Annotated in this window: 19 protein-coding genes; 6 read left to right on the plus strand and 13 right to left on the minus strand. The window is 35.8% G+C overall.

Going from position 1 to position 19729, the window contains the following annotated elements; genetic code table 11:
* Positions 1-42 precede the first annotated feature (42 nt).
* From glyA to FB551_RS12640, 10 genes are all read right to left on the minus strand, one after another.
* Positions 43-1308 carry a serine hydroxymethyltransferase gene (gene glyA / locus FB551_RS12600; protein WP_047434590.1) on the minus strand — a complete coding sequence of 422 codons (1266 nt, stop codon included), beginning with the start codon at positions 1306-1308 and terminating at the stop codon, positions 43-45.
* A gap of 150 nt (positions 1309-1458) precedes the next feature.
* On the minus strand, positions 1459-2364 hold the full coding sequence (locus FB551_RS12605; protein ID WP_142017758.1) for an NAD(P)/FAD-dependent oxidoreductase: 906 nt from the start codon (positions 2362-2364) through the stop codon (positions 1459-1461).
* A 172-nt stretch (positions 2365-2536) separates the two neighbouring features.
* Positions 2537-3115, minus strand: a complete 579-nt coding sequence (locus tag FB551_RS23625; RefSeq protein ID WP_317129676.1) for a hypothetical protein — start codon at positions 3113-3115, stop codon at positions 2537-2539.
* A 74-nt stretch (positions 3116-3189) separates the two neighbouring features.
* Positions 3190-4062: a glycosyltransferase family 39 protein gene (locus FB551_RS23630; protein ID WP_310017800.1), complete on the minus strand. Its 873-nt coding sequence runs from the start codon at positions 4060-4062 to the stop codon at positions 3190-3192.
* A gap of 57 nt (positions 4063-4119) precedes the next feature.
* On the minus strand, positions 4120-4686 hold the full coding sequence (locus FB551_RS12615; RefSeq protein WP_142017759.1) for a hypothetical protein: 567 nt from the start codon (positions 4684-4686) through the stop codon (positions 4120-4122).
* A gap of 124 nt (positions 4687-4810) precedes the next feature.
* Positions 4811-6022 carry an efflux RND transporter periplasmic adaptor subunit gene (locus FB551_RS12620; RefSeq protein WP_185150209.1) on the minus strand — a complete coding sequence of 404 codons (1212 nt, stop codon included), beginning with the start codon at positions 6020-6022 and terminating at the stop codon, positions 4811-4813.
* 109 nt (positions 6023-6131) lie between these two features.
* The gene (locus FB551_RS12625) at positions 6132-7403 is read right to left on the minus strand and encodes an ABC transporter permease (RefSeq protein ID WP_047434606.1); all 1272 of its coding nucleotides are present in this window, start codon (positions 7401-7403) and stop codon (positions 6132-6134) included.
* Positions 7404-7494: 91 nt separating this feature from the next.
* Positions 7495-8724, minus strand: coding sequence for an ABC transporter permease (locus FB551_RS12630; protein WP_047434610.1), 1230 nt, complete (start codon positions 8722-8724; stop codon positions 7495-7497).
* Positions 8725-8854: 130 nt separating this feature from the next.
* Positions 8855-9211: a four helix bundle protein gene (locus tag FB551_RS12635; protein WP_142017761.1), complete on the minus strand. Its 357-nt coding sequence runs from the start codon at positions 9209-9211 to the stop codon at positions 8855-8857.
* A gap of 100 nt (positions 9212-9311) precedes the next feature.
* On the minus strand, positions 9312-10001 hold the full coding sequence (locus FB551_RS12640) for an ABC transporter ATP-binding protein (RefSeq protein WP_062673972.1): 690 nt from the start codon (positions 9999-10001) through the stop codon (positions 9312-9314).
* A 424-nt stretch (positions 10002-10425) separates the two neighbouring features.
* Between FB551_RS12640 and FB551_RS12645 the strand changes: the two genes are divergently transcribed.
* The 6 genes from FB551_RS12645 (at position 10426) to FB551_RS12670 (ending at position 17339) form a co-directional block, all read left to right on the plus strand.
* Positions 10426-11400: a ribonucleotide-diphosphate reductase subunit beta gene (locus tag FB551_RS12645; protein WP_041461620.1), complete on the plus strand. Its 975-nt coding sequence runs from the start codon at positions 10426-10428 to the stop codon at positions 11398-11400.
* Between the two features lie 109 nt (positions 11401-11509).
* A complete protein-coding gene (locus FB551_RS12650) occupies positions 11510-11800 on the plus strand; it encodes a hypothetical protein (protein ID WP_142017762.1) in 291 nt (96 codons plus the stop codon).
* Between the two features lie 55 nt (positions 11801-11855).
* Positions 11856-13514 (plus strand): ribonucleoside-diphosphate reductase subunit alpha, encoded by a 1659-nt coding sequence (locus FB551_RS12655; RefSeq protein ID WP_047434618.1) that lies wholly within the window; start codon positions 11856-11858, stop codon positions 13512-13514.
* Between the two features lie 319 nt (positions 13515-13833).
* Entirely contained in the window at positions 13834-15972 is a 2139-nt protein-coding gene (locus FB551_RS12660; RefSeq protein ID WP_142017763.1) for a T9SS type A sorting domain-containing protein, read from the plus strand.
* A 98-nt stretch (positions 15973-16070) separates the two neighbouring features.
* Entirely contained in the window at positions 16071-16961 is an 891-nt protein-coding gene (locus tag FB551_RS12665) for a DUF72 domain-containing protein (RefSeq protein ID WP_047435883.1), read from the plus strand.
* A 147-nt stretch (positions 16962-17108) separates the two neighbouring features.
* On the plus strand, positions 17109-17339 hold the full coding sequence (locus FB551_RS12670; protein ID WP_047434622.1) for a hypothetical protein: 231 nt from the start codon (positions 17109-17111) through the stop codon (positions 17337-17339).
* A gap of 44 nt (positions 17340-17383) precedes the next feature.
* Here the strand turns inward: FB551_RS12670 and FB551_RS12675 are convergent, their stop codons facing one another.
* The 3 genes from FB551_RS12675 to FB551_RS12685 all read right to left on the minus strand — a co-directional run bounded on the left by FB551_RS12675 (position 17384) and on the right by FB551_RS12685 (position 19687).
* On the minus strand, positions 17384-17977 hold the full coding sequence (locus FB551_RS12675) for a hypothetical protein (protein WP_142017764.1): 594 nt from the start codon (positions 17975-17977) through the stop codon (positions 17384-17386).
* A 223-nt stretch (positions 17978-18200) separates the two neighbouring features.
* The gene (locus FB551_RS12680) at positions 18201-18845 is read right to left on the minus strand and encodes an HD domain-containing protein (RefSeq protein ID WP_047434625.1); all 645 of its coding nucleotides are present in this window, start codon (positions 18843-18845) and stop codon (positions 18201-18203) included.
* Positions 18842-19687 (minus strand): alpha/beta hydrolase family protein, encoded by an 846-nt coding sequence (locus FB551_RS12685; protein ID WP_142017765.1) that lies wholly within the window; start codon positions 19685-19687, stop codon positions 18842-18844. Before FB551_RS12685 ends, FB551_RS12680 begins: the two co-directional genes overlap by 4 nt.
* Positions 19688-19729 lie beyond the last annotated feature (42 nt).

Raw genomic sequence — 19729 nt, forward strand, 5'->3', positions numbered from 1 at the left:
ATGAGCAGCTTGCCCATTCTTTATATGATATTGGAATGTCTGTTAGTAATTGAACAGAGCTTTACCTTCCATTAATTCGTTAACTTTCTTTCTTACAGATCCAAGAACTTCTTCATTTTTGATATTGTCTACCACTTCAGAAATTAATCCGGCAATAGTATCCATATCATTTTCTTTCAATCCTCTTGTTGTAATAGCTGCAGTTCCCAATCTGATACCAGATGTTGTAAATGGTGACTTGTCATCAAAAGGAACCATGTTTTTATTACAAGTAATATCAGCAAGTACTAATGCTTTTTCAGTTTCTTTACCGTTTACTCCTTTATTTCTAAGGTCTACCAACATCAGGTGATTGTCTGTACCACCGCTTACGATATCAAAACCTCTGTCTATCATTGCTTTTGATAATGCCTGAGCATTGGCTTTAACCTGTTTTGCATACGTTTCAAACTGTACATCCAAAGCTTCACCGAAAGCTACAGCTTTACCAGCAATCACGTGCTCAAGAGGTCCTCCCTGAATACCTGGGAATACAGCTCCGTCAAGTACCTGGCTCATCATTTTAATTTCTCCTTTTGGAGTTTTGTGACCGTAAGTATTTTCGAAATCTTTCCCCATCATGATCATACCTCCTCTTGGTCCTCTCAGCGTTTTGTGAGTAGTAGTAGTTACTACATGACAGTGTTCGAATGGAGAATTTAATAGTCCTTTTGCAACCAAACCAGCAGGGTGAGCGATATCCGCCCAAAGCGTAGCACCAACTTCATCTGCCACTTCTCTGAATTTAGCATAATCCAAATCTCTTGAATAGGCTGAGAAACCTGCGATAAGCATTTTCGGTTTTTCTCTCAACGCTACTTCTCTCATTTGATCATAATCAATAAGACCTGTTTCCTGCTGAACTCCGTAAGAAACTACGTTATACTGAATCCCTGAGAAATTCACTGCGGAACCGTGAGTAAGGTGTCCTCCCATTGAAAGGTCCATTCCCATAATTTTGTCACCTGGTTTCAAAACTGCAAGATAAATGGCAGCATTCGCCTGAGAACCGGAATGTGGCTGAACATTCACGTAGTCTACTCCGAAAAGTTCTTTAGCTCTGTTGATCGCTAAAGTTTCAACCTCATCTACTACTTCACATCCTCCGTAATATCTTTTTCCGGGATATCCTTCAGCATATTTATTTGTCAGTACACTTCCCATTGCTTTCATTACATTTTCAGAAACAAAATTTTCTGATGCAATAAGCTCTAAACCATGGGTTTGTCTTTGTCTTTCCTTTTCAATCAGGTCGAAAATAATATCCATTTTACTTTTAGTTTTTGAAATTTTCACCCCAAATGTACGGAATTTTCGTCGAGATTTCTCTATTGAAAAAATGATTTTTAAACACTAAAAAATGAAAATACCTATGAATAAATTCAATATTATGATTGTTTTAATTGTCTTAAAAAGCTTCTAAAATTCTTCATCTGACAGTTCCTTATTTACCACTGCACCAGCAAAATTTCCCTGTGCAACGGCATTGGCTACGGAACGCATCATGGTTACATTATCGCCACAGGCAAAAACTCCGGGAACGGTTGTTTTCTGCATCATATCTACTTTAATAAATCCCTGTTCTGTCAGTTCGCATCCCAGATCATCGGAGACATTCAGGTTTTGTTCAAAAGGAATTTTCGCATACAAAGCCTGTAGAGGAATTTCTTTTCCGTTTTTAAAAATTATTTTTTGAATGGAGCCGTTTTTATGTTGTATACTTTCAATTTCATCTTCGTTAAGAATAATTTTATTCTGTTTCAGTTTTTCAAGCTGTTCTTCAGTAAGAGCTGCTTTTCCATTGGTAAACAGAGTGAGATTTTTAGTCAGATTAAAAATCAGTTTTGAAAATTCGTAAGCCATATCTCCATTGGAAAGAATTCCGGTAACCTCGTTTTTTACTTCATAGCCATGACAGTATGGGCAGTGGATCACAGAAATCCCCCAGCATTCTGCAAATCCGGGAATATCCGGCATAATATCTTTAACTCCTGAAGCCAGGATAAGTCTTTTAGCATTAAATTTTTCACCAGACGAAGTTTCAATCTCAAAACCTTCGGTTGTCTTTTGTGTTTTCACTACAGTTCCGTTATAAAATTGAACTGTATTGTATTTTTCGACATCTTTTTTAGCAAGCTGTGCAATTTCCGATGGTGTTTTGCCATCATGAGTAACAAAATTATGGGAATGCGGTGTTTGTCTGTTGCAAGGTTTTCCGTTATCAATAATCAGGACATTTCTTAAAGATCTTCCTAAAGACATTCCTGCTGATAATCCTGAATAGCTTCCTCCTGTTATAATGACATCAAAGTTTTTGTTTTCCATAGCTCAGTTGATAATTGATAATTGATAATTGATAATTGATAATTGATAATTGATAATTGATAATTGATAATGCAAAGTTAACTTAAAATCAATTAATGCAATAAAGTTGCAATAACTTTTATCTATTAACTTTATCCTGTCTGCAAATCATCATTTTTATTCTGATTGAAAACTATTTCCACTCATTTTTGACTTCAGTAATTTCATCCTGAATTCTTTTATTGATATCTATTTTTGCTCCCTGTAAACTGAAAATTGCAGTTCCTCTTTCTCTTGCGTATGGATTGGTAATAGAATCAGTTAATCTTGCAACTTCAAAAAAAGAACCGGATTCTTTAAGTTCTTTCCCTGCTTCAGGAGCATCCTTTATTCTAATGACATTTTTATATTTCCTGCTTACATCGATCCAATTAATATAATCTGCATGAAATGACATTGCCGTAACGCCCGCTTTTGAATAGTAGTTGATAGCTCCGGTCTGACCATAATTATCACACAGCACCATGGTATTTCCGGTTTTTGACAGCCTGGAATATTCTTTATCTACTTTTTGAGCCAGCTCTTTCCAGCCTTGCATATCAGCAAAATCCTGTGGCAACGGATGATCTTTTCCATCTTCCCAGCGAAGAAGTCCGAATTTTTTGTATTGATCCTGGTGAGACACAATATATTCAGGGCTTTTATTCGGGAAGGCTACATTATATAAAGGAAGAAATAAAAGTACAGGGATAAGTACGCTGACCGGTTTCAAAAACCTCTTCCAGCCGTTTTCAAATAGATGTCCGAAAAAAACAGCACCAAAAGCAATATAAACCGGATAAAGCCCTATTGCATAATAATCTTTGCTTTAAAAAACAAAAACAGAGTAATAGTGATGATATAACTCCAAAAGAAAAACCTGAATTTTTCAAAAGGTTTGTACAAAAGCAATGCTCCCAAGCCTGCAACAAGAACAAAAATAACTCCAACAAAAAATAAAATCTGAGATTTCATAAAATCCATTCTATCCACATGCACAAGCTGTTTTTCAGAAAGTTCTTTCATATGATGAATAACCGGAAACTGATTCTGATACTGCCAGAGAAGATTCGGAAAAATAATAATTAAAGCTAAAAGAGCAGCCCAATACACGTGAGGCTGTATAAAAATCTTCCTTTGCTCTGTCAACAGTAATGCAGGAATAAGCCCTAATAATGAAAAAGCAATGTTGTATTTATTTAATATTCCTATTCCGACAATGGCGGCACCAATGTAAAGCCATTTTACTTTTGAAGAATTGAAATATTTAATCAAGGCATAATAAAGGAACAGCCACAGAAAAATTTCTAAAGAGTTGGGCTGAAACAGCATATTTATCCGGAGGAGTACTGAGAACAAAATCCCTAAAGAAGCAAGTATTTTGGCAAAGAGGCTTCCATTAAGTTCTTCAACAACTTTCCATGTCAGTACAATGGTCAAAGCTCCGAACAGCGCTGGAAAAAATTTAACCCAAAAGACGGAATTCCCTAATATTTTAATCATCCATGCCAACCAGGAGTTAACGGGAGGAACGGAGAGATATCCCCATGCAAGATGATTAGCCTGATCAAGATGCAGGTATTCATCTCTGTGCAATTCATACTCAGGACTTATCAACGAGTATTGGAAGGCAAACTTTGCAATGATAAAAAGTAACAGAATCCAGTAGTCTTTTTTCATGGGATATAGTTTGAAATTTAAAAGTAAGACATTTTGAATTCACGATTTGTTACATTCTTATGCCTTTTTGAATTTATTATTAATTATTTCACTTTTTATTTTTTGAATTTTGTCAGCCCAATAGTTAATTTCTTCAATCTTCTCAGGACATTCTTCCATAGGAGTTTTCTGGCAGGCAGCTAAGTATTCCTGATAGGTTTTCAATATATCATTCAGGTATGTTTCATAGTCTTTAGGATTTTCAGGAATATATCCTATTCCGTCGCAGCCACAGGAATGGAAGCATTTTCCTGTTTTAAAAAGACTTTCTACAATCTTCCATTCTTTAACAGCTGTTTTTTTAGGGGCTTTGAAATCTTTCCCCAGATCAGCCATCACATTGCTGCACTCGGGACATTTTATAGTTCTGTTTTCAATCTCTGAAACCATTTTTTGCAGTTCTGCAGTTTCTGTCTTTGTAAAAACTGATCCTACTTTACGAATTACCTTCCCATCAGGCTCATGGTATACTTTTTCTTTTTCTTCCCTTTTTATAATATCATATACATCTTGCTGCTTAAATGATTTTCTGCATTTAAAGCATACGTAATGTGATTTATAAGTTTTCCCGGCGTATCTGCACATTTTTCGTAGATTATCAATTCAAATATAGGAATTTACACTTGTAAAAGGTTTTGGTATAAAAAAAGAATCCCGGAGAAAAAAATTCCTCCGGGATTCACAGTTTAAAAGTGTATAGTGTAGTTTATTATTTTTTATTTGCTTTTTCTTTAAGCTCTTCTTTATCTTTATCAGAAGGGTTCCAAACCTTCACTTCGGTATCTTTTGTGATATTTGATCCCGGAAGAACCTGAACGTTGATTCCGTCACTTGCTCCCAATTTCACATATACTTTTTTGAATTTCCCATCCTTTTGTTTTACCTCTACGAAAGGAACATCTTTTCCTTGTTTCTTTTCATACTGCACTAAAGACTCATCCAATAATAATGCATTTTTCTGAGAACTCAAGACAATTTCACCATTCGCAGAAAAACCTGCTCTAATATACTCATTATTAGGATTAGATACATTACCTTCTACCGGAAATTTAATAGTTCCGGCATTATCTTTCCCTTTTGGAGCAATCATCGTTAATTTTCCAGGGAATGTTTTATTTTGAAGAGCACCGATCACGATGTTCATATCCATTCCTTCACTCAGTTTTCCTGCTTGTGCTTCATCGATTTCGCCTTTAAAGATCAGGACGTTCAAATCCGCCACTGAACAGATTGTAGTTCCCGCGTTAAAGTTATTGGCTTCAATCACCTGACTTCCTGCTTTTACCGGAACTTCAAGTACAGTACCTGAGGCTTTGGAGCGAATTTCTGTAGTAGCCAGGCCTTGTCCTTTAAGTTCAGGAGTTGCTCCTGTTTTAGCGATCTGTAATCTTTTCTGAGCGGTATTCAATTGCTGCTGGGCATTTTTCAACGTCTGCTGTTGAGAATACAGCTGCTGCTGAGAGTTCAGATACTCCTGTTTAGAAGCTACTCCCTGCTTGTATAATTTGTCCTGCATTTCAAACTGCTTTTGCATATTTCCTACATTCATCTGTGCATTGCTGATCTGGATCTGTGCATTCTGAACTTCCTGCTGAGCAGCGTTAACTTCAGAGATGCTTGGAACAATTTTTACAGTAGCAATCAATTGCCCTACTTCTACTTTATCTCCTTCTTTTACTAAAATCTTATCGATAATCCCTGCAATATTGGGTTTGATTTCAATTTCTTCTTTTGGAACAATTTTCCCTGTGGCCATTACTTTATCATCCATATTCTGAACAGTAGGCTTACGGGTAAGGAACTCCTCACCTTCTTTAGAGTTTGATTTTACAAGATAGCCAAGCCCCGAGAACAATGCCACTGCAAATAAAAGCCCCAAGACTATATAAATGGCTTTTTTCCAGGTGAATTTCTTTTTCATATGTATAGTTTATTTTTTATTAAATAGATTGAAAGATTTAAGTTCAAAGTTTGATTCTCTATATTCTTTTTTATTCTTAAATCTTAAAATTGTTTTATTTTCAAATTAATTATTCTGTTCTTAAAGCTTCAATAGGTCTGATCTTTACAGCTCTCTGTGCCGGAATCATCCCGATGATCAACCCCAGAATCACCATGACAGCCATTGCGGCAAATACGTTTCCATAGTTTACGGTGGGATTATAGAAAGGAAATGAATCCTGACCTTGCGTAACGGCATTGAGAATCATGAGGACGAAAATCCCAGACATAAAGCCTATTAATCCTGAGGAGAGTGTAATGACAACACTTTCCAGCAAAATCTGATTTCTCACTTCGGCAGGCTTCGCTCCCAATGCTCTTCTGATTCCGATTTCTTTGGTTCTTTCTTTTACCGTAATCAAAAGGATATTTGAAATTGCAATTACTCCTGCAAGAATAGTCAGTGTACCCACAATAATTGTTAACAGCTGCATTCCCGTAAGGAAACCTGTCAGCTTTTTAAATTCTTTTCCAAGGTTGAAACTTCCGAAAGCATTGGTATCTTCGGGAGATACTTTATTCTTTGTTTTTAACACCTGCTTTACATCTTCTTCCACAGAATTGACGTTGGCATTCGGTTTACTGACAATAGCAAACATGTCTATCTGGTCTCCGGCATTATACATTTTCGTATAAGTGGAAAGTGGAATAAAAGCGGTCTGATCATTTTCAAAACCACCTCCTTTTTTTACACGGAAAACTCCAATTACATTAAAGAAAAGTCCTTTAATATTGATTGATTTTCCTATTGGATTCTCTTTTTTCTTGGAATCAAAGAAGTTTTTATAAATTTCTTCTCCAATGACTACTACATTTTTATTTCCGGAAACATCGGCATCATTGATATAACGTCCGAAAATCAGTTTCTTTTCTGAAATCTTATTTCCTACAGAGTAATCTCCCGTAAGCGAATAGGTTCCGTTTTTTCCGTTTCTGGACATGGCTTCTCCGGGAGTTCCGGTAAAGCTTCCTCTTGCATTTTGGGGCGAAATATAATCTATGGCTGTTACTTTTCTTTTCAGCATTTCCATATCATTCAGGTTCAGGTGAACTTCTCTTCCTTTAGGAAATCCTTCGTATGGAATAGATGTTTTCTGCGCCCACAGGAAGATTGAGTTGGTGGCAAACCCGGAAAATAATTTATCAAAACCATTCTCCATTCCTTTTGCGGCTCCAAGAAGACTTACATACAAAAACATCCCCCATCCTACGCCAATCATGGTAAGAAATGTTCGGAGTTTATTATTCCTTAGTGAATAATAAATTTCCTGCCAAGTATCTTTTTTAAATATGATATTCACCTTGTTGAATTATAAGTTATAAATTATCAGTTTTGAATTCTATTAATTCGTTCTTCTTTTTTGCTTTTTTACTGTTTAGTCTTTGAGCAAATTATTCTGTTCTCAACGCTTCGATCGGTTTGATTCTTGACGCTCTGTATGCCGGTACAAATCCTGCGATCAGTCCTGAGAAAATCAGTGCAATAAATGCCATAATAATGGATCCCCAGCCTACACTTGGGTTTTTGATGAAAAACTCTTCAAGACTGTTACCGATAAGGTTTAGGGTAAGAACACCTATTCCCACTCCCACAAGTCCTGATACGACTGTAATCACAACACTTTCCTGAACAATCAGACCTACGATTCCGCTTGGTTTTGCACCAATCGCTTTTCGTACTCCAATTTCTTTAGTTCTTTCTTTAACGATATACACCATAATGTTGCTGATCCCAATGATTCCGGCAAGCAGTGTCCCTAATCCGATAAATCCTACAATAGCGGTAAGTACCGCCATAAACATGAATGTATCATTCATATTCTTGGCATTGTTCCAGACACGAACTCCGTTTTCATCATCAGGAGAAACATTTTTTCTCGATTTCAATTTATCTTTAAGCTCATCCCCGTATTTGATAGCCTGATCAGGAGTCAGCTTATCACTATATGAAATGTAAGCGATATTTACTGTATCAGAGCCCTTTTTCATCTGTTGCAAGGTGGTAATAGGAACAGTGATATGTCTTTCGTCCCAGTCTCCTCCATCATCTGAAAATACTCCTACCACTTTAAACATGGTTCCATTGATATCCAGTTCTTTTCCTACGGGACTTCCGTTCTTAATCAGGTCTCTCTGTACCATTCTTCCAATGACTGCGACATTTTGCTTTCCCTCCAGGTCTCTTGGAGTAATATATCTTCCATCAATCATTTTCCTGTTCTCAATCACCTGCTCTCCCGGTTCGGCTCCATGAATCTGATAAATCCCGCTTTCTTTACCATATTTCACCATTAAGCTGGCATTATATCTCGGGCTGGAAGCTCCTACATTTTTTTTATCAGCATTAATAAGAAAATCATAGTCTCCATTATTCAGCGTAACTGTACGATCAGACTGCAATCCCTTATAGGCCAATGTTGTTTTTCCTGTAGTAATGGTAATCAGATTTTTGGCATCACCTGAGAATCCTTCAGAGAAAGCATTCTGAAGCCCCGTTCCAATTCCAAAAAGTACAATGAAAATAAACAGTCCCAAAGCTACCGTAAACCCTGAAAGCACCGTCCGAAGTACATTACTACGGATAGAACTGAATATTTCCTGCCAACGATCTAGGTCAAACATAGTTTTTATTTTTTTACTTTGTAAAAAAGTCAATTAGCTGCTCTCTCAATTTTCTTCGAAGTCAATTAACTTTGTTGTCAATTTGTTTCTTCATCAGACTTTAATTACGCTCTAATTATTTTTCACATTTCTAATCTTTTTTCAACATTTTACTTAACAAGATAAATGCTGTTTTTATTAAATTTCCAATTTTTGTTAATTCTTCTATTTGAATATAATTACATTCTATAACGATATCAAAACAAGAATCCAACTCAATGACTGAACCTCTGGCAATTTCAAAATATCTTTTCCTTTCCAGTTCAGATTTTCTTGAACATCCTTCGGTAATATTTAATACTACAGAAGTAGAAGCTCTTCGTATCTGGTCAATTATATTAAACTTTTCATGATCAGGAATTTTAGATAAAACTTTATAACATTCTATTCTTAATTCTCTGGTTGACTGATAAACGTCAAGCTTATAATGGTTCAGTTTTAAAAACATTTTTATTTTTTTTCATATTCATTTGTCTGTGTGTTATAAATTATTGATCCTTCTCATTGTAAATTCACTTGTGAAGCAAAATTGACCATTCACTATTCACTTATAGTACAATCTGCTTAATAAACTCATCACTTTCAATAATTCCGTCCTTCAGTACAACGTTTCTTTTGGTCTGCGCAGCAACATCAGGTTCGTGGGTTACAACGATGATTGTTTTTCCTTCGTTATTGATATCCTGAAGCAGTTTCATAATATCATGAGTAGTTTTGGAGTCCAAAGCTCCGGTTGGCTCATCTGCCAGTACTACTTTAGGATCTGTAATCAAAGCTCTTGCGATAGCTACTCTCTGCTTCTGTCCTCCTGAAAGCTCACTTGGAAGGTGATTAGCCCACTGTGCCAATCCTACTTTCTCCAGGTATTCCATAGCTTTCTGATTTCGCTCTTTTCTCGGCACATTCTGGTAGTACAGAGGAAGGGCTACATTTTCTAAAGCTGTTTTATAATTGATAAGGTTAAAAGACTGGAAAATAAATCCTAAGAATCTGCTTCTGTATTCTGCAGCTTTTACTTCAGATAAATGCTCGATAGGTACTCCATCCAACTCATAGATTCCTGAATCTTTTTCATCCAGAATCCCAATAATATTAAGAAGTGTAGACTTTCCGGAACCGGAACTTCCCATAATGGAAACAAACTCCCCTTCAGAAATATTCAGATTAATTCCTTTGAGAACATGAAGCTTGCTTTTCCCTGTATCGTATGACTTATTTAAATCCTGAATTACTAACATTAAGTGATGTATGTTTTATACCCAATAAGTAGATGATATTTTCAAATTGTTACAAGAATAAAAATTTATTCAAATATTTTTTTGTTTAACACACTAAGCCTTTATTTATAATACTTTATAAAATACCGTTTAACTGTAACTCAGTATTTGTATCTATTTATCCCCAAGATTGCTGTCTAGCCTATTATTCGAGCTAGTTTCATGTAAATGTGGAAAACTTTTCAAGCTAAAAGTCAGCCTATTAGTATTTACCTCTTTCAAAATCAGTTCTTTTTTTCGAACTTTGCTATTAGTTCTTTACAAGAAATATGAATTTGGGGAAGTGAATAACTTTAATTCACAATTCACAGATAAACAAAAAGTTAAGTATTTCCGGAACGTTATCCACAAGGATCTAAATTATTTAATTATAAAGATATTTAATATGGGAATTTTTGATAAAAGAGTAAGTTATAAGCCATTTGAATACCCGGAGGTTCTTCAGTTTGTAGAAGCCATCAACAAATCGTTTTGGGTGCATTCGGAAGTGGACTTTACTGCAGATGTTCAGGATTTTCATTCGCAGTTGGAACCACATGAAAAGCATGCTGTGAAAAATGCGCTGTTAGCCATTGCACAGATCGAGGTGTCTGTAAAGACATTCTGGGGGAATTTATACAACCACCTACCAAAGCCGGAATTCAATGGATTAGGATCTACTTTTGCAGAATGCGAGTTTCGTCATTCTGAAGCATATTCCCGTTTATTAGAGGTATTAGGATATAATGATGAATTCCTTAACGTGATCGAAATTCCTGCTGTAAAAGGAAGAATTGAGTTCCTTGGAAATGCTTTAAAACATGCTAATTCTGCAACACCTAAAGAGTACGTTTCTGCTTTACTCTTATTCAGTATTTTAGTAGAAAACGTTTCTCTTTTCTCGCAGTTTGCCATCATCCTTTCTTTCACAAGATTCAAAGGTTTCATGAAAAATGTTTCCAATATCATTGCATGGACTTCCGTAGATGAGCAGATTCACGCGAATGCAGGAATTTACCTGATCAACAAAATCCGTGAGGAACAACCTGACTTATTAACAGACAGCGATATCGAAGATATCTATACTTTAGTAGATGAGTCTATCGCAAGAGAAGGTGATATCCTTAGCTGGATCTTTGAACTGGGAGAAATCGACAACGTTTCTAAAGAAGATCTTCTTAACTTCATGAAATACCGTGTAGATGACAGCTTGAAGAAAATCAATATGAAAACAAGATACAACATTACTCCTGAGCAGTACAGACCAATGGTATGGTTCGAGGAAGAAGTTTTCGCCAATTCATTAGATGATTTCTTTGCCAAAAGACCTGTAGACTATACGAAGCACGACAAGAGTATTACAGCAAACGATTTGTTTTAATATTGGGGCGCGAGCGAAGCGAGCGTCAAAGCAGTCAGGATCAGGATTAATCCTTTTCTGATTAATAAGTGGAATTGCTGTTCATGAATAAAGCACAAATACAAAAGAAATGATCAATGTAATAGTAACCTATACGGTAAAACCCGAATTTGTTCCGAACAATAAAACCAATATTCAAAAGTTTTTGGAAGATTTTAAAAATTTAGATCCTTCCACCTTTGAATATAAAGTTTTTGTAAAGGAAGACGGTGTTACTTTTGTACATTATTCAAACTACATCAATGAAGAAGTTCAGCATGAAGTTTTGAATGTTCCGTCTTTTAAAGAATTTCAGAGATTAAGAGACGAAAGCGGGCTGAACGGTTCCCACAAAGTAGAAATTTTACAATCAGTACTATAATAAAACAAAATTCCGGAGTGACTCTCTCATTCCGGAATTCGAAAATATAACATCTATGGAAGAGCAAAATTCAAATATATGGTGGCTCAATGAAGAGTCCGAGCAAATGCTGAACAGAGGATATCTGTTGAAAGGTGAAACGGTAGACGGAGCTATCGACAGAATTACCACTGCCGCTGCAAAAAGGTTATACAAACCTGAACTTCAACCGGCATTCAAAGAAATGATCACAAAAGGATGGATCAGCTTCTCTTCTCCTGTATGGGCTAATATGGGAACCGAAAGAGGTCTTCCTATCTCATGTTTCAATGTTCACATTCCGGACAGCATTGAAGGAATCACTCACAAAATGGGTGAGGTCATTATGCAGACTAAAATCGGAGGTGGTACTTCAGGTTATTTTGGGGAATTAAGAAACAGAGGAACCGCTGTAACGGATAATGGAAAGTCTTCCGGAGCAGTTTCATTCATGAAACTTTTTGACACAGCTATGGATGTGGTTTCTCAGGGAGGTGTAAGAAGAGGTGCTTTTGCGGCTTATTTAGATATTGACCACGGAGATATTGAAGAATTTTTATCCATTAAAGATATCGGTAGCCCGATTCAGAACCTGTTTACCGGAGTTTGTGTACCGGATTACTGGATGCAGGATATGATAGACGGTGATATGGAGAAACGTAAAGTTTGGGCAAGAGTATTGGAAAGCCGCCAGCAAAAAGGTCTTCCATACATTTTTTTCACAGACAACGTGAACAGAAATAAACCTCAGGTATATAAAGATTTAGGAATGACGGTGAACGCAAGTAATCTTTGTTCTGAAATCATGCTTCCATCTACTATGGAAGAATCTTTCATCTGCTGTTTATCTTCCATGAACCTTGAGCTATATGATGAGTGGAAAGATACTGATGCAGTAAAATTAGCAGTATACTTCCTTGATGCTGTATTATCTGAGTTTATTGACAAAACTGAAGGTAACTATTACTTACAGGGTGCAAGAAACTTTGCGATGCGTCACAGAGCTCTTGGATTAGGAGTTTTAGGATACCATTCTTATTTACAGAAAAACATGATTCCGTTTGAAAGCTTTGAAGCTACTCAGTTCAACGCAAGAGCATTCAGACATATCAAAGATCAGGCTGAACAGGCTTCAAGAGAGCTTGCCAACATCTATGGAGAACCGGAAGTATTGAAAGGTTACGGATTAAGAAATACCACAACAATGGCTATCGCTCCTACCACTTCAAGTTCTGCAATTTTAGGACAGACTTCTCCGGGAATCGAGCCTTTCTCTTCTAACTATTATAAAGCAGGTCTTGCGAAAGGAAACTTTATGCGTAAGAACAAATACCTTGCAAAACTATTGAAAGAAAAAGGATTGGATAACGAAGAAACATGGAGAACAATTATGCTCAACCATGGATCGGTACAACACCTGAACGAGCTTACTCCTGAAGAAAAGGCGGTATTCAAAACGTTCAAAGAAATTTCTCCAATGGAGATCATCTCTCAGGCTGCACAGAGACAGCAATACATTGATCAGGCACAGTCACTGAATCTTCAGATTCCTTCTACAATGCCTGTAAAAGATGTTAACTACCTTTATATTGAAGCCTGGAAAAAAGGAGTAAAAACACTTTACTACCAAAGAAGTTCATCCGTTTCAAAAGAAATGATGGTTAACTTCGTATCATGTTCAAGCTGTGAGGCATAAGACCAAGTAATAAACACGCTATATTTAAAAAAGCACACTTTTTAGTGTGTTTTTTTATTTATCAGAGCTTTTACAGGCCATTTATGCAAAAAAATTAAGAGATACTCCTTTCTTTACAACAAAAATGTAGCAAAAAAACTTAAAATATTTAAAAGAAAATTAAATCATAATAAATTTTCCTTATTCATTATTACTTAAAATCAAAAAATAAGCACATAAGCAACTAAAAGGAATCTTTTTTAAAAAAAGATATTATATTTATGACATCAGATTGTACACAAAGAGATTTGTATCATTATCTGATAGCTAAAACTCAAATATGAAAAAACTTTTATTTACCTTATGGGTAAGCGGATTTTCCATCGCTTACTCTCAGAATCTGAATTTTTCTGATGCAAAATTTAAAGCTTTAATTCTAAGTTCAAACTCAACGAACCAGATTGCACAAGACTTTAACGGAAATTCTATTGCCATAGACAATAACGGAGATGGAGAGATTCAGCCTTCGGAAGCGCAACAGGTTAAAGTTCTGACGATCAGGTTAGATTCCGGCCAGATGTATATTGACCCTAATGGTGATACATTTGACCCGAATAACATCAACAGTACATACTACAACAGCCATTTGCCAGATGGGATTACAGATGCATTACTGTTCTCCAATCTCGAGGAACTTTATTTCTGGAATACCAAGACGGCCAACATCAGCTTTACAAATAATACTAAAATCAAAAAAGTTCAGGGAAGACCTTTTTATTATGACTTATCACAGGGAGGGCAATATATGGCATCTCCTATTAACCTTTCTTTTGACAACTGTTCAGGAATTCAAAATATTGCCGATATCATCGCCTATCAAATATCTGGTAATCAATGGACTCCTGATGAAAACAGTTTAAGAATAAAAAACTGTCAGCAGATCAACAATAATGCAGTGATTAGTTCCGCCGAGCTTAAAGAGCTGTATATTGAGAATTCCAATATTCAAACTCTTACATTCGATTCCTGTCTATTTCTGGAAAAAATTGCTGTTCCTAATCTGAATACGTTAACCAAAATTTCAGTAACAGGAGGTTTCAGTTCTTCGGGGTATTCAGAACAGAATATTGAACTGATTGCCAATAATTGTACAAACCTGCAGGAGATCATTGCAGATACAGATCATTATGATTCAACAGGATCCTATTTCTCTGATGTAAACCTTAATGGCTGCTCTTCTTTAAAGAAAATAACGGGACTGAATGCACCCACAATTGATTTTAGTACAACAGGACTGATTAACCTTGAAGAATTAGATTGTTCTTTCTATAACAGATACCTATACTCTACCACTTCAGGAATTTATTTTGGGGATGTTAATACTTTAAACCTTGCAGGGCTTCCAAAACTAAAAACCCTGAAGGCTTTTAATCAAAAGATCACCAATAATGTAAACTTCAGCGCCGCTCAAAAATTGGAAAGCATTGATCTCACTAACTCCTGCGGATATATGAATACAGTAAACACAAGTAACCTCCCTTATCTGCATACCTTAAAAACAGATCGGTTTATGAGCAACGGTACACAAGGCGCAAACAATCTCCAGAACATTTTCACCAACAACTGTATTGCACTCACGAATTTCTCATTCGACAATAATAACGATTTAAGAAAACTTGATTTAGAGAACTGTCCGGGACTGCAGAATCTGTCAATCGGGTATATGTTCTCTGATTTAGAAGAAATCAACCTCACCCAATGTACCGGATTTAAAGATATTGCGGTAAGCAACACAAAAATATCCACTCTGGATACCAAAGATTGCGCTAATCTACAATCCTTGAACCTTTCCTATAATGATTTGCTTACTTCAGTTAATACTTCAAATAATACAAATTTAGAATCATTAACATTAGCCAATCTACCTTTGCTTACCCCAATCAATACTGCCGCCAATATTAATCTGAAGAATGTACATTTTAATACCTGTCCTAAGATTATCCAACTTGATCTTTCCACATCATCACATCTGGAATCTGCTACTTTATGGAATATGTCTAATCTCACTTCTGCTAATCTGAGAAACGGTTCTACAGAAGATTTGATTGATCTCACCAATAACAATTCCAATTTATCCGTTTGTGTGGATGATGCTCAACTGAATGAACTTCAGACCATGTATCCTGATATTACATTTACCACAAACTGCAGCAATTCTTTCCTAAAGAGTGACAACGCAAACTTCAATACAAAACAGATCAAAGTCTTCCCTAATCCGGTAAAAGATATCCTGCAGGTAAGCGCCGAAGCTTCTATAAAAAATGTAAAGCTTATTGATTCTCAGGAAAGACTTATTTTTGACAGAAACTTCAGTAAGCCTATTGTAAATATTGATCTTTCAGGCTATCCTACTGCCGTTTATATTATAAAAGTTACAACAGATAAAACCCAGGCTACCAAAAAAATCATTAAAAAATAAGTATCTTCAATACAATTATTTCCATTAAAAATCATAGAAAATTCTCTGGTTTTTTTGGTTTATATTTGTGTTTATTGTTTAATACCAAAACTACAGATATGAAATTCGGACAAGTAGAAGATCCTTCAAAAATAGATTTCACATTACCTAAAGATCATCCTAAAACCAAGGAAATACTGGCCCTCAATAAAAAGGGTCTGGAAAATATTTCAATCGGATGTGCGAAATGGAATAAAACAGACCTTAAAGGCTTCTATCCTAAAGGAACTAAGGATGAACTCACCTATTATGCCACTCAGTTTAATTCTATCGAATTGAATGCAACTTTCTATGGAATGCCAACTCCCGATCAGGTAAAAACCTGGAAAGAAAAAACGCCGGAAAATTTTAAATTCTTCCCTAAGATCACCAATACCGTTTCCCATTTCAGAAGACTGATTGATGTTACTGATCCTGTGACGCATTTCGCTTCTGCTGTTATCAATTTTGATGAAAAACTGGGAATGGCTTTCCTTCAGCTTCATGATAATTTTAAACCCAAGGATTATGACAGACTGGAAAAGTTTGTAAAAGAATGGCCAAAAGAAGTTCCATTAGCCATAGAACTCCGAAATACAGAATGGTTTACCGATGAAGAAATCCTGAACACCACATGTGAACTTTTCGAGGCACATAATATCACCAATATCATTGTAGATACTGCCGGAAGAAGAGACATGCTTCACATGCGCCTTACCACCCCTAATGCATTTATCCGTTATGTAGGAGCTAACGCAGAAAGTGACTACGAGAGACTGGATGACTGGCTGAAACATCTTGCCCAATGGAAAAAAGAAGGCCTTCAAAATCTTTACTTTTTCGTACACCAGAACATTGAAAAAGCCTCTCCTTTACTATCTGCCTATTTTATAAAGAAGATGAATGAAGAATGGAAAACAGATATTCATGTTCCGCAAATGGCAACAGAAAATACCGGAACACTCTTTTAGCAGAGTATAAGACAAATACTAAGATAAAATTTAAATACCTTCATTTCAACTGATATCTCAGACTGCAATGATTCCTTTCTGTAACGAAAAAATTCGTATATTAGAGTATGATGTAATTCACTAAACATTAGCTTTAAAACATAAATTATGGAAAAGGAAATTTGTACAATCAGTATCGCTACCAACTGGCTTGGTGATGACTATATTTTTTATGAAAACCGTACCATAAAAAGAGTATATGATAATCACAGTTTAAATTCCAATAAGAGCGAATGGCTTGACCCCAAAGAAATCAGTAAACAAAATAAGGATAAACTTATCAAAGCCTGTCCTGAAGAATTTAAGGAACAGATTATGCAGATTCTGGATTATCCTTAAGAGAAACTAAAAAGGTAATGAGTATGGGAAACTCATTACCTTTTTTATTTATTTTTTCTGAGAAGCAATACGAGATTGAGAAATAGAAGCAGAAAGTCCAGTGTGATCCAGATTCCCAGTTTTGTATTCTCATAATTATAAGCGTCCACCTGCTTTTTGGCCGCATCAGAAAGCTTCATACTTTGATTGATGTAGTTCTGCACTTCTACAATCTGATCAATATTCTTATTAGGAACAGAATGTTGTGAAAAGTACACCAGGTTTTTCTTTCCAAGATAGCCTACAATCCAGTATTCATCAGACTTATCCATTTTCAGATATTCTATCCTGTAATATTCCGGGCGTATTTTTCCAATATGCTTAGGCTCAAGGGTTGTATTCTGATCTGTTTTATTTACTTTGATCAGATAAAAATCCAATGCCTGCGGAAGTTTATTAACCACCTGTAGCCCCACAGAATTATCCACAAATGCCACAGCACTTTTCTTGATAAACCAATAGGTAAAAACAGAAATTGAAAAAACAACTGTTACAATACGAAACAGCTTTGCCCACTTGGCCATACGTCCCGATTTAACCTTAAACAGGACCAATGAAAGGACACAAGCCAGAAATATGATAAAAATAATAAGTGTCATATTTTACAAAGATACTTCTTCTCTCTATTTTATCATTGTCTGAGGTCAATTTTTTAATTTTAGCCAGTCATAAAAAATGGTTTTTCAACCTTTATTTCCCTTTGAGCTGATAAGTATTTCTTTATATAAAAATGATCCGAACCAAATGTTGTATACTCTATTGGTTCGGATCCTTAATTTTTGATATGCTTAAAGCAGATTCAATTTATTCTAATGGTATCTTCTACTCTACATTCCATTCCTTATAAAACTGGTCCAGGAAATCCAACATATAGTGGTGTCTTTCTTCTGCCATTTTTTTTCCTTTTTCAGTATTCATCATATCTTTCAGAAGCAATAACTTTTCATAGAAATGATTGATTGTTGTCCCGTCAGATTTTTTATATTCTTCTTTGGACATTCCTAATTTGGGTTTTATATCCGGATGATACATCAGGTTATTTTTAAAGCCTCCAAAATTGAATGTTCTGGCAATTCCAATAGCACCTATGGCATCAATACGATCGGCATCCTGCACAATCTGAAGTTCAATGGGAGGGTTTGCCGGAGCCTGATCTCTGTTTTTGAACGAAATATTTTCGATCACAAATAAAACCTTGCGGATGGTTTCTTCAGACACCTTCTGATCTTCAAGAAATGCTCTGGATATTTTGGGAGCAATGGTTTCGTCACCGTTATGAAATTTAGGATCAGCAATATCGTGAAGAAGTGCAGACAATTCTACTACCTCTTTGTCACAATCTTCTGTTTCTGCTATCTGAGCAGCCAGTTTCCAGACTCTTTCAATATGAAACCAGTCATGTCCGGCTTCTGCTCCTTCTAATTTTTCTTTTACAAATGCTACTGTGTTGTCAATCGTACTTTTCATTTATCTGTCAGTTCATTTAAAATAATATCCCAGAGTTTGCTGTTGTAACTTCTAAAAAAATTGATATGCCCTATTTCCTGTTTATCCGATTCTGAAGCAGCTACCAGCCTGTAAGTAGGTTTAAGGTTGGAATAAGTATTATTTAATAAACTTAATACGCCTTTTTCCGTAAGCCATACATCATCTTCAGCGCGGATTACAAATACTTTCTGGGTCAGATTTTTAGAAAAGTCATCGGTTTTTTCCAACAGCTTGTTGGTTGATTTCTTGTTTAAAATTAAGGTTCTCCAGTCATATGCGCAATTTTTTGGAAGACTTTCTCCAAGCCCAAACCAATGTGCAGGAAAATATCCTAACAATGAAGTCGTTAAAGGCTGTGCTATTCCAAAGCCTAAATACGCTTCAACTTTTGTTCTCCCTTTAAGGTTTCCTACAAAGGCATTTTGTGTTCCTACAAAAACAAATTCTTCAAAGATGTTGGAATCTTCATTCATTCCGAGAATGAGTGCGCCTACAGAATGGCCCAGACAGTACTTTTTATAGTCTTTAAACTCTGATTTGATATATTGAGTGACCGCTTTATAATCTTTTGATCCCCAAAGCCTCATAGAGCCATGAAATCCCCTCATATTTTTCGGTTTGGAAAGTCCTATTCCTCTGTAGTCATAGGTAATCACTGTAAACCCCTGTTCGCAAAAGTAGCTGGCAAAAGAAAAATAGACCTGCTGCTTTACCCCTGTTGCTGAATTGATCAGTAATAGTTTCCCATGATCTGTTTCCGGTTTAAACAAATGGGCTGTTAGTCTGATATTATCTTCCGTGGTTAGTATTAGTTTTTCCATAGTATAAAAAGAAAAAATCCACTATAAAAGTGGACATTTTAC

Source organism: Chryseobacterium aquifrigidense (genome assembly GCF_006716485.1).
Lineage (GTDB): Bacteria > Bacteroidota > Bacteroidia > Flavobacteriales > Weeksellaceae > Chryseobacterium > Chryseobacterium vietnamense.

Excerpts from the sequence above, each read along its gene's own strand:
- glyA (WP_047434590.1), bottom strand. The coding sequence starts at position 1,308 with ATGGATATTATTTTCGACCTGATTGAAAAGGAAAGACAAAGACAAACC.
- FB551_RS12605 (WP_142017758.1), bottom strand. The coding sequence starts at position 2,364 with ATGGAAAACAAAAACTTTGATGTCATTATAACAGGAGGAAGCTATTCA.
- FB551_RS23630 (WP_310017800.1), bottom strand. The coding sequence starts at position 4,062 with ATGAAAAAAGACTACTGGATTCTGTTACTTTTTATCATTGCAAAGTTT.
- FB551_RS12615 (WP_142017759.1), bottom strand. The coding sequence starts at position 4,686 with ATGTGCAGATACGCCGGGAAAACTTATAAATCACATTACGTATGCTTT.
- FB551_RS12620 (WP_185150209.1), bottom strand. The coding sequence starts at position 6,022 with ATGAAAAAGAAATTCACCTGGAAAAAAGCCATTTATATAGTCTTGGGG.
- FB551_RS12630 (WP_047434610.1), bottom strand. The coding sequence starts at position 8,724 with ATGTTTGACCTAGATCGTTGGCAGGAAATATTCAGTTCTATCCGTAGT.
- FB551_RS12635 (WP_142017761.1), bottom strand. The coding sequence starts at position 9,211 with ATGTTTTTAAAACTGAACCATTATAAGCTTGACGTTTATCAGTCAACC.
- FB551_RS12640 (WP_062673972.1), bottom strand. The coding sequence starts at position 10,001 with ATGTTAGTAATTCAGGATTTAAATAAGTCATACGATACAGGGAAAAGC.
- FB551_RS12645 (WP_041461620.1), top strand. The coding sequence starts at position 10,426 with ATGGGAATTTTTGATAAAAGAGTAAGTTATAAGCCATTTGAATACCCG.
- FB551_RS12650 (WP_142017762.1), top strand. The coding sequence starts at position 11,510 with ATGATCAATGTAATAGTAACCTATACGGTAAAACCCGAATTTGTTCCG.
- FB551_RS12655 (WP_047434618.1), top strand. The coding sequence starts at position 11,856 with ATGGAAGAGCAAAATTCAAATATATGGTGGCTCAATGAAGAGTCCGAG.
- FB551_RS12660 (WP_142017763.1), top strand. The coding sequence starts at position 13,834 with ATGAAAAAACTTTTATTTACCTTATGGGTAAGCGGATTTTCCATCGCT.
- FB551_RS12665 (WP_047435883.1), top strand. The coding sequence starts at position 16,071 with ATGAAATTCGGACAAGTAGAAGATCCTTCAAAAATAGATTTCACATTA.
- FB551_RS12670 (WP_047434622.1), top strand. The coding sequence starts at position 17,109 with ATGGAAAAGGAAATTTGTACAATCAGTATCGCTACCAACTGGCTTGGT.
- FB551_RS12675 (WP_142017764.1), bottom strand. The coding sequence starts at position 17,977 with ATGACACTTATTATTTTTATCATATTTCTGGCTTGTGTCCTTTCATTG.
- FB551_RS12680 (WP_047434625.1), bottom strand. The coding sequence starts at position 18,845 with ATGAAAAGTACGATTGACAACACAGTAGCATTTGTAAAAGAAAAATTA.
- FB551_RS12685 (WP_142017765.1), bottom strand. The coding sequence starts at position 19,687 with ATGGAAAAACTAATACTAACCACGGAAGATAATATCAGACTAACAGCC.